At 40.1% G+C, this 12,921-nt stretch carries 14 protein-coding genes; all 14 read right to left on the reverse strand.

Annotated features, from left to right (window positions below; genetic code table 11):
* Positions 1-201: 201 nt before the first annotated feature.
* A complete protein-coding gene (locus R7R78_RS23035; RefSeq protein WP_193303365.1) occupies positions 202-1,212 on the reverse strand; it encodes a 5'-nucleotidase in 1,011 nt (336 codons plus the stop codon).
* A gap of 166 nt (positions 1,213-1,378) precedes the next feature.
* Complete coding sequence (locus R7R78_RS23040) at positions 1,379-1,771, reverse strand: nuclear transport factor 2 family protein (RefSeq protein WP_225474280.1); 393 nt, start codon at positions 1,769-1,771, stop codon at positions 1,379-1,381.
* A gap of 144 nt (positions 1,772-1,915) precedes the next feature.
* Positions 1,916-2,275: a hypothetical protein gene (locus tag R7R78_RS23045; protein WP_225474281.1), complete on the reverse strand. Its 360-nt coding sequence runs from the start codon at positions 2,273-2,275 to the stop codon at positions 1,916-1,918.
* A 129-nt stretch (positions 2,276-2,404) separates the two neighbouring features.
* On the reverse strand, positions 2,405-3,475 hold the full coding sequence (locus R7R78_RS23050; RefSeq protein WP_225474282.1) for a hypothetical protein: 1,071 nt from the start codon (positions 3,473-3,475) through the stop codon (positions 2,405-2,407).
* Positions 3,476-3,646: 171 nt separating this feature from the next.
* Positions 3,647-4,381, reverse strand: a complete 735-nt coding sequence (locus tag R7R78_RS23055) for a hypothetical protein (RefSeq protein WP_225474283.1) — start codon at positions 4,379-4,381, stop codon at positions 3,647-3,649.
* Positions 4,382-4,994: 613 nt separating this feature from the next.
* The gene (locus R7R78_RS23060; RefSeq protein ID WP_225474284.1) at positions 4,995-5,462 is read right to left on the reverse strand and encodes a hypothetical protein; all 468 of its coding nucleotides are present in this window, start codon (positions 5,460-5,462) and stop codon (positions 4,995-4,997) included.
* A 700-nt stretch (positions 5,463-6,162) separates the two neighbouring features.
* A complete protein-coding gene (locus R7R78_RS23065; protein WP_225474285.1) occupies positions 6,163-6,999 on the reverse strand; it encodes a DUF4365 domain-containing protein in 837 nt (278 codons plus the stop codon).
* 600 nt (positions 7,000-7,599) lie between these two features.
* The gene (locus R7R78_RS23070) at positions 7,600-8,007 is read right to left on the reverse strand and encodes a hypothetical protein (protein WP_054702857.1); all 408 of its coding nucleotides are present in this window, start codon (positions 8,005-8,007) and stop codon (positions 7,600-7,602) included.
* Between the two features lie 149 nt (positions 8,008-8,156).
* Positions 8,157-8,714, reverse strand: coding sequence for a nucleotidyltransferase domain-containing protein (locus tag R7R78_RS23075; protein ID WP_225474287.1), 558 nt, complete (start codon positions 8,712-8,714; stop codon positions 8,157-8,159).
* 628 nt (positions 8,715-9,342) lie between these two features.
* Positions 9,343-9,678 carry an energy transducer TonB gene (locus R7R78_RS23080; RefSeq protein WP_010648852.1) on the reverse strand — a complete coding sequence of 112 codons (336 nt, stop codon included), beginning with the start codon at positions 9,676-9,678 and terminating at the stop codon, positions 9,343-9,345.
* Between the two features lie 144 nt (positions 9,679-9,822).
* Positions 9,823-10,245, reverse strand: coding sequence for a hypothetical protein (locus R7R78_RS23085; protein ID WP_225474289.1), 423 nt, complete (start codon positions 10,243-10,245; stop codon positions 9,823-9,825).
* A 145-nt stretch (positions 10,246-10,390) separates the two neighbouring features.
* Positions 10,391-10,714, reverse strand: a complete 324-nt coding sequence (locus R7R78_RS23090; RefSeq protein WP_077200549.1) for a DUF6572 domain-containing protein — start codon at positions 10,712-10,714, stop codon at positions 10,391-10,393.
* A gap of 142 nt (positions 10,715-10,856) precedes the next feature.
* The gene (locus R7R78_RS23095; RefSeq protein ID WP_225474291.1) at positions 10,857-11,429 is read right to left on the reverse strand and encodes a hypothetical protein; all 573 of its coding nucleotides are present in this window, start codon (positions 11,427-11,429) and stop codon (positions 10,857-10,859) included.
* A 120-nt stretch (positions 11,430-11,549) separates the two neighbouring features.
* Entirely contained in the window at positions 11,550-12,827 is a 1,278-nt protein-coding gene (locus tag R7R78_RS23100; RefSeq protein WP_225474292.1) for a hypothetical protein, read from the reverse strand.
* Positions 12,828-12,921 lie beyond the last annotated feature (94 nt).

Consider the following 12,921-nt stretch of genomic DNA (forward strand, 5'->3'; position numbering starts at 1 on the left):
TGTTTAGCCATAAATCACCTCTCAATTAGACCCTAGAGCTAACTTAGTAAAGTGTCTACTAAACGTGGGGTACTCGGAAACATAACGCCGCATTAAGGTGTGAGCAACGCTACCACGAAACCCAACCGGTCCACCGTAAACACAAAACCCAACGATGGAATGAAAAATGCCATGCGTTGGGAATCACTCTTAAATGCCTTGTTAGTTGCATGCTTCGTCTGGCGCTGTATCAACTTTTTTCTTAGCTTTTTCCTGCATTATTTTATTCAGAATTGAGTTTGATGGATAAAGAACTTTTGCGCTCGGAACCTCTGTTGACGCTGGGTCCAAGTGTGAATCTTGATCATCAAAAAAGATATGTGGCTTAAAGGCCTTTAGAAAGCGACTTTTCTCTAAACCTCCAAGAAAAAATGCTTGGTCAATATACACATCCCAACTACGAAGGGTTTTTATAACTCTCATCTCCGCAGGGCTATTTCGCGCCGTCATAATAGCCAATTTTACAGGAGAGTATTCAATACGCCCCGGTAACCTTTCTTGTACTTTTGATAGCTTTTTCAGAAGGTTAGCATATGGCCCTTCTTGTAAAGGGATATCCTGTTTTTCATTTTCACTACGCCAGAATTCTTCTAACCCATCCATTTGGTTAACAATTTCACTGTCCTCGCTAAAAAGCACAGCATCCGCATCAAAAGCAAAGCGAACTTGGTCTTCGTTCAAACTCGCCTCTGACTGAGGGGGCCTTTTTACTAATGCCGAGGCACATACCCCACTATCGATGACCTCTTGAGCATCTTGCTCATTGGTAGTTAGAAACAAGTCGACATAAAAAGCGTCTAAATAGATCGAACTCGCTTCACCAGCTGTAAATGCTGAACGAGTAATAGGGAGTTTTCTCCTACGAATTTCATTCAATACTCTAAAGCCAGTTTCCGGACTATTCCTTGAAATAACAACCACTTCGACTATTGGCGCATAATCTTCCGGACTTTTGTGCGTATTGAGATTTAACAGTGACCGTACTAACGGCATAGCTGTACCATCATTTAGCGGTTCATCTTCGTGCTCAAGCATATATGTTCGATATTCGTCTATCGCTGTGTTTGGATCTATTTTATTTTTTTCTCTAAAGATCTCATCAGCTTCAGATAAATCAAATAGTGCAGTAGCTGAAATCCCAACAACCAAAGTTTCTGTTAAATCTATTGGCATAATGCTTTCCCTTTCTGACGTATTAAAATTTTTCTATGACGCAACTAACGCCGCGTTAAGGGGTGAACAACGCAAGCCACCAAATCTAAATTATTGTGCCATAAACACAAAAGCTAAACTTAGAACCAAAATTGCCAAGCGTTGAGAATCCCTCTTGAACGCTTTGTTATGTGCGTGCCTGCTCTTGCACCACCCTCACCCACTTGGAACGCCACTCCTGCGCTTCCATTGAGTCTGGCCAGAACTCTTTCTGTTTACGGATAAGCCCATTTTCTACCGTATGGAAAGTAATAGCACGCGCTTTTTGAACGCTATCAGTTATAGATACATCAGTGACTACTGTTTCGCCATCGCAGACGATTGAATGAACGACGAACTCCCAAGTACCATTTGCTGGATAGAAAGAGTTGATTGCTGTGAAGTTGTCTCGTCCAACAATAAGCTCACCAGATTGAGGCCAAAACCCTTCAAAATCTGGGCTAAGCCATTCACTTGCTTTCGCGAAATCATTAGTTTTCATTGCGTCCCAAAAAGCTAAGACGACTTCCTTTGAATTCATTATTTCCCTCCAAGCACATAACGCCCTGTTAAGGGGTGAGCAACGCAATACCGATACCGCGGCATACCACCTTAATCACTTAAACCAACGCATAGTGAAAATGCCACGCGTTGCGAATCCCTCTTGAACAGTTTGTTAGGTGAATTATCGCGCACCCAACTCCTTTAGTTCCCTTGCACTTTTTAGAACAGGTTGAAGATAGTTCTCTAACACTAAAAACCATCGCGGCTCAGACAACTTACCATCAGAGCCAACTTCTAAGGGAGGTCCCCAATCTTTGTGCCGATTAAAAAGATCTGGGATTGAATCACTAACATTCGACAATTGATTTTGGTTAAAACCATTGCAAATCAGCTCATCTACGTCAAACAAAGCACGCTCGTATATTGAAACTATCTTGGCATCTTTATGATTTAGTTGAAGATGAGCAATTAAAAGCGTCAAACGTCCTTTTAAGTCATTTAGCTGCATCAATCTATCAGTATTTGTGTAGTGATATTCCATTAATTCACCTAACGCCCAATTAAGGGGTGAACAACGCTACCACCCACACCTAAAGCATTGTGCCATAAACATTAAATTTGAAGTAGAAGCAAAAATGCCAAGCGTTGTGAATCCCTCTTAAATTGCTTGTTAAGTGTCAAATTCTTGCACGTAAATTACTACGGTATCTGACGAGTCAATAACAGATGCCTCATGATATAAGTCTTCCAATTCATTACGCGTTAATTCACGAGAACCAATCTTTCCTCGGTTAAAGAGTTCTTCGAATAGGTCACCGGAAAGAGAGTACTCTTTTATATCGTCATACGTAAGTTGAAGACCACCGCGCTTACCATAGCTCGTACACTCTTCAATTTTGCAAATTGGTAAATGTTCACCGGTTGAAATAAACTTTTGCTCAGCGGTTTGCAGTTTATCCGTAGGTCTCAAGAAACCGGAACAACATGGGAACCGATATTCTTCGGAATTGGACTGACAAATCCCTTTGTTACAGAGAAATTCTCGCATCTTGTCAATTTGCCCATTCATACGATCATCGGAAAGATACATTTTTCTGTTTTCCCAGATTTTGTATTGAACTGCGACGATACTTATGCCACCAGTGCGATCATTATGTCGCTCATATATTATATCTGCTCCTGTTATGTGCTCAGGTCTATCTGGGTGTAAAACGCGGACTCGAAGGATCTTTCCATCAGTTAAGCGAAAATCTTTATGCGCATGTCCCTTTGAGAGCTCTGGTAAATTTCTTTCAACGTTATATGCATCACGGAAAATCAATTGATTTTCACTGTGAGCTTTAGGTTCTAGTTCTTTTTTTGCCTTATCTAACTGGCTAAGCCTACGTTTAAGCTGGTCAGTCCGTTTGCGGTCTTTTTGGTTTGCTTTAGCAACATCGAGTAAGGACTCGTACTCAGCAATATCCTTTAAGACTAATTCTAAGGCACTAACTTCCGTTTCTTCACGCAGAGACTCTAATTCAGCTCTTTGTCTATATTCCTTTGTCGTATCACTCTCTCGTTCTCTTTTTAGAAGGCTATTTTCCGGACCAAGGAGCTCAGGATAAAGGTCTCCAGCAAACTCTAACGTGTTGTCGTAAGTAGACTTTGACATACTGCCTTTGGAAGCAAGTTTGACCATGTCTCTTACCGCATTGAGAGTCACCCATTCTTGATTAAGTCTATTATTATTTTCTTCCATCGAATCTTATTTCCAACCGTAATACCATGTTGAATTGACACTTAACGCCCTGTTAAGGTGTGAGCAACGCAATACCGACGCCACCGCATACCACCTTAATCACCTAAACCAACGCATAGTAAAAATGCCACGCGTTGCGAATCACTCTTAAACAGTTTGTTATAAGCGTAGCTATTTGTTTAGATTAACTAAACGCTCTCCCAACCATGTTAACTGCCAAACCTTAAAGAACGTTCGTTTCCCTGATATCAACCCTTTAATCAACACATACCCAAGAAGACCTGCACACAAAAGAGGCAAATAAGGAACTATAGTTTGTACTAAGTACGGCATATTGGTGAGCACTTCTGGAGGTGATAGAGATAGTGCAAATGTCGAAACGCCTGAAGCACCAACACAGAGAATAAGCAACAGCTTAAATCCCTCTATTTTCAACTCATTTTGTTCAACCAACTCTAGGCTTTTTAGCTTGTTTAACCTATATCGGTCTTCTTTGTTTAGCGCCTTCTTGAAATATACTTTTATCAAAGTCTGTGCATCACCTGAACTAATACTTTTGAGCTTATCGAGCACTATCTCGGAGTTAAAACTGTTTTTCGAATCTAATAGCAAGTTTTGCCACATTTCAGATAGTAACTTATCATCCGGGTCAACTTTTGAAGCGCCTTCAACCCACTCTTCAAATAGGTCTAATTGATGATAAGTTAGATGACCGTCATTCTGAGTTGCTTTCGTTCGAATACTCTCCAAATGACTTTGAACGTTCTCAGATTGCTTAGACAATTTTGCCTTCTCAACTCGAGACTGGACATAGTTTTTTAGCTCTTCCCCAAGATAGTCTCCTGTTGGCTTAAACAACGAAGTGATCGTTGGAGTAATGCTAATTTCCTTTGTTTCATCTGCCACAAATATTCCTTTTTATCAGAAGCTTATAACGCTCTGTTAAGGGGTGAGCAACGCAATACTGAAGCCGCCGCATACCAACTTAAACACTAAAAACCAACGCATAGTGCAAATGCCACGCGTTGCGAATCCCTCTTGAACAGTTTGTTAACTGAGCGCCTTTCAGTTTTCGCCGATCCTTCAGCCACTTTCGCCAAAGCTCGTTTTGCTAATTAATGATTAGCAAAGCTAACTCAAATATGTATTTAACCAAAAAATTACCGTTTATCTTTAGTTTGAAATGCGTCTCACAACACCATACTTCGGCGATATAAGTGCGCCGAACTAATCGCGAATGCCTTATATTATTAGAAGGCTTTGTGCCGCCTTTCACATCAGTAAACTTAAGTATCAAACTGAAATTAGTCGCATTAGCTCAGCTAAGGAAAGCGACCGAACACGCTAAATCTCTGAACCTAGAAACTGTATCATTGTGCTTTCGTATTTTCTGCGCCAGTTAACGCCGCATTAAGTGGTGAGCAACGCAGACCACCGAACCTAAACCATTGTGCCGTAAACACTAAAGTTGAAGCAAACCAAAAATGCCGAGCGTTGGGAATCCGCCTTAAATGCTTTGTTAGTTTTCTTGGCAAAGACTGAAATCCAGTTTCTGCTTGTCTATTTGGGGCATATTTTCAACTTGATGATAACCCCAAATGGATAGCATCAAAATCATTGCTGGAAGAAGTATGTGAGCACCGGATTTGATATAAGCAACAGCTCCACTTTTAACCACTGTTGGCTTATAAACCTTTACAGACTTCGGAGGAAAGCGCCCCTCTTTGATTCCCATAAATCCAATAGGTAGCATGACCGCACTTGAAAATGCGAACGCTGATAATGGAATGCCAATAAATATTGGATGCCAAAAATAATCTACAGCACTAAACCCAAATAACTCATAACAATGAGGACGCTCGGCTATATCAGTAATGAGTGGTAAAAATAAATTCTGATGTAGTACAACTAAAATAAAGCCCACACAAGCAAACACTGAAAGCCTTACAATCTTCTCAACTTTCGTATACTCCGTTGCATACTCCATATTCGGATTTCCCTTTGAAAACTAACGCCGCATTAAGGTGTGAGCAACGCTACCACCAAACCTAAACCATTGCACCGTAAACACGAAACCCAACCTGAACTGAAGTCGCCAAGCGTTGGGAATCACTCTTAAATGCCTTGTTATGCGAATTTGCACGCATAAGCCAACTTGGCCAAATGAAGATTACCTTAAACACAAAAAACCACAAACAAACCAAGCACTTTTTGTGATTCAAGAAACGGCAGAGTCACTATGTTACAGCCGAGATTTCAACAACCACGAAATGCGAGCTTTCGGCGACAAAGTGGCTTTTAAGCCAGAGAAACCAAAAGCTGAAAATCCTTAGCGAAAACGAAAGCTTCGATAAACTAGCCCTTTCCACACTTTGAGCCAGTGAAAGTCACAACCAATCGGCACGGAAAGGCAATGAGGCAACCCACGAACTTTGGCATGTTTTACGGCTGGAGTGATTCAAGAATTTAGGCCGACAATATGGATTTGCCGACACCGAAAAACGGGTGGATAAAGAGAGCGAGAAAGAGAAATGAGATAATTTTCCTTCCGGTCGCATAACGCCCAATTAAGGGGTGAACAACGCCTCCACCCAAACCTAAAGAGCATTGTGCCATAAACACTAAATTTGAAGTAGAAGCAAAAATGCCAAGCGTTGTGAATCCCTCTTAAATTGCTTGTTAGGGAGTTAATATGCTGAAGTTTCATTTATCCTATTTGCTATATTTTCTCTTAGCTCAAGATTAACGGCTTCTAACTTACACAACTTTAAAGATTGATTTAAAATTTCCAACCTTTGTAATTCATCGCTTTTAATTGATTTTGTTTCCATTGCTTTTTCGAAAATCCAGCTGCACACTATTATTGAGGTTTTAATATGGTTTTTATCAGGACCTAACAAAAAATCCCCCCCAAACTCTTCGAAGCATCGTATTTTTAGCATAGAACACAATAATCCATTGCAAACCTTAGCTGCATCGTATTCGCCAGATTTTAGTTTTTTAAAAAACTCATAGTATCTCTCATAGAGCATTACGTATTTATGCGCTACTTTTACTTTTCTCTCAAAGTTTGATATTGAAATTATTTTCTCAACATTTGAATCAATATTATTCTCTATCGGAAAATTGATTGTAACCGTACTTTGCTCTCTCCATTTAGGTTTATGAATATCCAAATTACTTTCTGCATATTTTTGCAACCATATGAATTTGGTAGTTTTTGATTTCACAGATGTATAGAGCACAAAAAAAGGCACTGAAAACAAAAGAGCATAATTGATGGTTTTTACAGGGAAGTTTTGTAGCTTTACCTCATGATCAAATTCTTTTTCAGTACCTTTCACTTGAGCAAAAATGAAGTCTCCAGTTGGATACCCTTCATCAAACCTTTCAAGCTGAAGATCTATCCCATAATCTCTACCCTCTGGATCTCTAACGACCCAACTATCAATCAAGGCCTCCTTAATTAAAGCGATAGCTTTTTCATCTGTAACATGAGAATTTGATCTCATCGGATAATTCATCTTAACCTCCTACTCCCTAACGCCCTGTTAAGGTGTGAGCAACGCAATACCGATGCCGCTGCATACCACCTTAAACACTAAACGCAACGCATAGTAAAAATGCCACGCGTTGCGAATCACTCTTAAACAGTTTGTTATGCGGTTGCTCGCAAAGTTTAATTTTACCTTACTTTGAGATGAAATAAGCAACCAAGCACACACTTTAAAACTGTTCTCAGAAGTAAAATACGGGCACCAATACTGGTGATAGATAGGAAGTACGTTTATGGCAGTAAAACACACACCCACTGGAGTCGTTCATAAAGGCAAAAAAGGAGGTACTACTGGTTGTGGCTTTGACACCAAGAAAGAAGCATCTCATTGGAGCGACTCACACAGTAAAATTACATGTGACAAAAACGGCTGTAAGAACTAAGTAGTAGTTGTTTAATTGGGCTAGGACTCAAGCTCTAGCCCCTTATCACCCTCTGCCGCATAACGCCCTGTTAAGGTGTGAGCAATGCAATACCGAAGCCTCCGCATGTCACCTTAATCACTAAAACCAACGCATAGTAAAAATGCCACGCGTTGCGAATCACTCTTAAACAGATTGTTATGTAGCTACTCGCCACCACCCACATCAAAAAGGTTTATACCACCAGAACTATCTAGGCTGGTATTCGTCACTTTACTATTAGGTTCTACATTTACTTCTGCATATAGTAAGTAGCTTTCAAATGATGGGACTTCAGATACGTTAAATAGGATCTTTCCGACAGACTTTTGAAAATCCAACAAGTCGCCAAGATCTTCATGTAGTTCCAAAGCCAACTCTTTACTGTATGGCAGCAACATGCCATAAGAAACTGATTTATAGAACCGGTCATTACTGCGATTAATCTGGTTCAATACCCTACTAATTTCACGAAACGAATAGATGTTCTTTTTCCCAAATTTAGCACACAGCTTAGGAGCTACATCTTTAGCCACTGACTGAACATAAGCCTTTTTATTCATGAGCTTAAGCATATCTACCCTCCTTGCTACATAACGCCGCGTTAAGTGGTGAACAACGCGACCGCTGAACCTAAACCATTGCGCCATAGACACTAAAGCTGATTCGAACTAAAAATGCCAAGCGTTGTGAATCCGTCTTAAACGCTTTGTTATACAAACTTTTACAGCTTTTCCGCCAACTTCTTAAGGTAAGATTTGGCTAGTTCATTTTTACCTCGGCTTAACCACTTTATACACTCTAAAAGTTCCCAGATTAAGCCTTGGTCACCATTTGTATATGCAGGAAAGTCTTCGTGCTTTGGTGCTAGAGCTTCGGTTAATCGTGACTCTACGGCACCCGCTTTATCAAATAGCACTTTGAAAGGTCTTGATATATCAAAAGGTTCGCTTAGATCTAGGCAATGAATCTCTGTGCTGGTTAAATCCGTAAAGATGTACTTTGTAAAGTAAGCATTCTCATTATGGAAGCCTTGATTACGATAGAAAATCTCTTTGCCACGCTCAAAAGCTGAGAAACACTCTTGTGTGGATTTATGGAATTCATTTTGAGTAAGAATCAAAATGTCAGCGTCAGATACTCGGTCACCCTTACCTGAAGCCAATGAGCCTAATAGCACTGCGGCAACCACATTGTCTTCAGAAATAAACGCAGAACAAGCAGATTTAACCAGTTCATTTTGAAGGGGAAGATTTTCAAGATTAAGTTCTTCTAAACTCACAGTCACCTCCGTTTGTATAACGCCCTGTTAAGGGGTGAACAACGCTATCACCCCAGCCTAAACCATTGTGCCGTAAACACTAAAGCCAATTCAAACCAAAACCGCCAAGCGTTGTGAATCCCTCTTGAACAGTTTGTTAGTTGCCAAGGCTAAGGCTTTAACTTGAAGTTGATTGCAGCTTTGCCAATACCCATATTTCATATTTTGAGGGACTTAAATCAGGCGCAGTTTTAAAGCGCCTGTCACTGAAACCACTTGGAACATACAACACCGTAGAAAACGGGCTAACAACACCAAAAAGCTCTTTTGGACAGATATAATTTAACCGAGCTGACTTTCAACACTCAAATAAGCTTACGAAACAGAAAATCCAATCACACAAGAAACCAAAACTCGATTTTCACAAACCCGAACGATTCAAATTTGAAGTACGAAACCCCACCAAAAACACACTGACTTTAACTCTAAACATTCTGTTTAAGCTGCGTTTTCCTCGTTGGCAACTAACGCCTTGTTAAGGTGTGAGGCACGCAATACCGTAGCCTCCGCATACCACCTTAAACCCTAAACCTAACGCATGGTAAAAATGCCACGCGTGCCGAATCACTCTTGAACAATTTGTTATGTGTTAGATTTTAAAGACTAATTTTTGTTTTTGAGCAATAAGCTCAACATCTTCAAGTGGCTCATATTTCCATTTGGACAACGCTTGTACAGCTACCTTTTCAAAGATCCCCTTTGGGGTGGAATCGATTACAACAATATCAGCCACATCTCCATTTTTAGTAATGTTAAACGTCATGACCACATACCCTGACAGGTTATTCTCTACTGCAACTTTAGGGTATCTCGGCGATACAAACTCTATTGGCTCTAGATCTAAATATTCCGATGAGTAAGTGTTTTCTACAGAACTTGAACACCCTACTACTAAGATCAAGATAAATAATTGCAAAAATCTCATAATCTCTCTCTGACACATAACGCCTTGTTAAGGTGTGAGGCACGCAATACCTAAGCCTCCGCATACCACCTTAAACCCTAAACCTAACGCATGGTAAAAATGCCACGCGTGCCGAATCACTCTTAAACAATTTGTTAGAAGCCATCACTTCACAGTATCTAGCATTGAAAAAACACTTGTTTTCAGTTCCGTAGTGCTCAAATACGTATTTGTTTGGGGCTCAAAAGTCGTAGCACTATAGCCCTCAGATAATAGATACGCTGTTGAAAGAGCTGATGTCATTTCAGAGAAATCACCTCCCCACCTCAGAGTAACTACCACCGATTGTTGGTATTGCTGTGCGTCAAAAGAAGACAATTTGATTGAGGCTTTGTCATATGCAGATGTATGAATTTCCAAACCTGACTTTCTACCCGCTACTTTGGCTGGCAGATACCCCTTAATATCTAGAAGATCGATACCAGCTTCATAAACTATCGGAATCGATACTTTCTCTGCCAGTTCATTCATTTGAGAAGTGTTTGGCAAGGTTTCTAATGCCAAAACTACAAATAATTCCATTGCCATTTTAAGTTACCTAAGTTTGAGTGGCTTCTAACGCCCTGTTAAGGTGTGAGCAACGCAATACCGATGCAGCCGCACACCACCTTAAACACTGAAGACAACGCATGGTAAAAATGCCACGCGTTGCGAATCACTCTTAAACAGATTGTTAGTTGTAATCCCTCACGTCGTGCGTAAGGCTAAAGCCCGCTTCACGTACTAATTTTGATGCCAATAAAATGAATTCTTTAGCTTCATTGTTAGGTTGGTATTTTGAAACGACCTGAATTTCAAATAGCTTGTTCTTTGCCAACGGGTATTGATCAAACACTTCACCAGACTCAATAAATGACAAGTAAAGGTTTAGCTTTTCTTGGAGCAACAGGAGCTTTTCATTTTGGTCATCCCACCCTAAATGATCGGATATAACTAAAGTTACTTTTTCTTCGTCATGCGCAATGATGTCTACTTTATCTAGTTGCTCAATTGTCACGTCTTCTCCATTACAACTAACGCTCTGTTAAGGTGTGAGCAACGCAATACCGAAGCTTCCGCATACCACCTTAAACACTAAATTCAACGCATGGTAAAAATGCCACGCGTTGCGAATCACTCTTAAACAGTTTGTTAAGTGCCTAGAACTCATGCCAAGCAGTATCAAATGCCTTCTCAAATTCAACCTTCAAATTCGACTTGAGACCGTACACAAATACTTTGGTACTCGTCTGTACCGTAATGATGTATAAACAATCTGGGTGCGCTTCTAGTTTCAAATTACTTTTACGAGGTCCCTTAGAAAACTGAACAACCTGTAAGCGAATATCGAGATCTTGAAGAGGAACGTCTTGGCTACTTAACTCATTAATTACCCAACAAATCGCCGCATCCTCACTAATCCTAGTTGGCTTACATTTTTCAATTAGCGAAGATAATTTTTTACCGATCGAAATCCACGCTTCGAGGTTTTTGTTAATCTTGTCGCCAAGCATAAAAACGCCAGCAACAGATGAAGCCGATACAACCTTCCAATCTAGGCTATCGAAAAACTCAACAAGAATTGCAGGGAAATCCGCACCATGCCCCGTATCTACATGATGTAATTGCAGGCTTTCATCATACTCTCGAAGCCATCCTTCAAGCTCGTTAAAGTACTGACTTTCATCCCAGTTATCAGAATCATAATATGGGTCACCAAAAATAAGCTGCATTACAATATTATCCTCATAGCTGACAAGGCACTTAACGCCGCATTAAGGTGTGAGCGGCGCTTGGCTATACTTGAGCGAAGCGAAACTGCCAAGCGTTGCGAATCACTCTTAAATGCTTTGTTATACGAATTCTGCCGCCAGATCCTCTAAATCGATGTATTCGAGCAATTCTGGTAATTCTTGGAATTGTTTCCAAAGCAAAAATGATTTATCTACGACTTTTACTCTTGAGCGATTAGCATCGTACTCAAACACTATTGGCTTAGTGCGATTGTCGAGTTGCAAGCTTACTGATTTGTTTAAAGCGCCAGAAAGTTTTTTTAGCGAAACTTCAGACTTTTTTGGGTGAGCAGTCTGGATTTGTCGCCTAAGCGCTTGTATTGGTAACCCCTCAAGCAGGAACTTCTCATCGATTGTAACTAAAGCAAACAAAATCCATTTATATAGTTCAAGTTCTGTCGGTTGAAACCCAGCACTGAAGTCCATTAAGAATTTGGTAAACCTGCCAGTATGCATATCTAATACAGATTTGATTTCATCTGTAATATCGATGTTCTTCGCTACAACTGTTTGTTCAGGTTGCGTTTTACTTATATTTTGAGCTTCACACACCTTCATACACAGTTGCTGCACAAGGAAAATGCTACCATTACACTTTTCTTTAACGCAGTTTTTAAAGTTTTCAGTAAATGAGATATTCAGTAGAGCTTCACTGACAGTGAAGAGCTCATCGATATTCTCGTCTAACCACATATCTGCATTGATCGATACAATTCGCCCTGCTAAGTCACCGTTAAAAGTGGTTAATCTATCGTCTTCAAGCCAAACACCTACGATGATAAAACACAGAGAACTTTCTTCGTGATAAGCCTTCAGCGCAATAGAGAAGTCAACTTGTGTATCTATATCAAGGTAATGAAAGTCTTCTAAAACAATGAATCTGTCAAAATCAATTTCTTTTAGTGCGCTGATCACATCATTAGTATTTTCTAGATCAAGCTCTAAGCTTTTTTTGTTTATTTGCCTAGCCAACTCCATTGATATATCTGAGCCAATTTTGGTGTCTGTTAACCCAACAGATAGTGAGACCTTACTAGTTCCTTTGAGCGTTTTGGATTCTGAAACGGTGATTTGATAACCTGCACGCTTTAAAATAGATTCATTGATATCTGCAATACCCCAAGTATTGCTGCACGTTATCGAAATATAGTCACTTTCAAGTAGATTTTTCTTTCTTAATGACGTTTTTCCCTGCTTTGAGCTCCCATGAATCACGATATGAGTCTGTTTCGCCAACGAATCAACAAAGAGATCATCAACATGAGCTCTAGATATGTAATTCATAGGTAAGTCACGTGAAGTTCTAAAAACTTCATCTACTAATACGATATTTTCCAATTTTCCTCCAATTCGTATAACGCCGCATTAAGGGGTGAACAACGCAAACCACCCGACCTGAACCATTGTGCCGTAAACACTAAAGCCAATTCAA

The sequence above is a fragment of the Vibrio sp. 2134-1 genome (assembly GCF_033339495.1).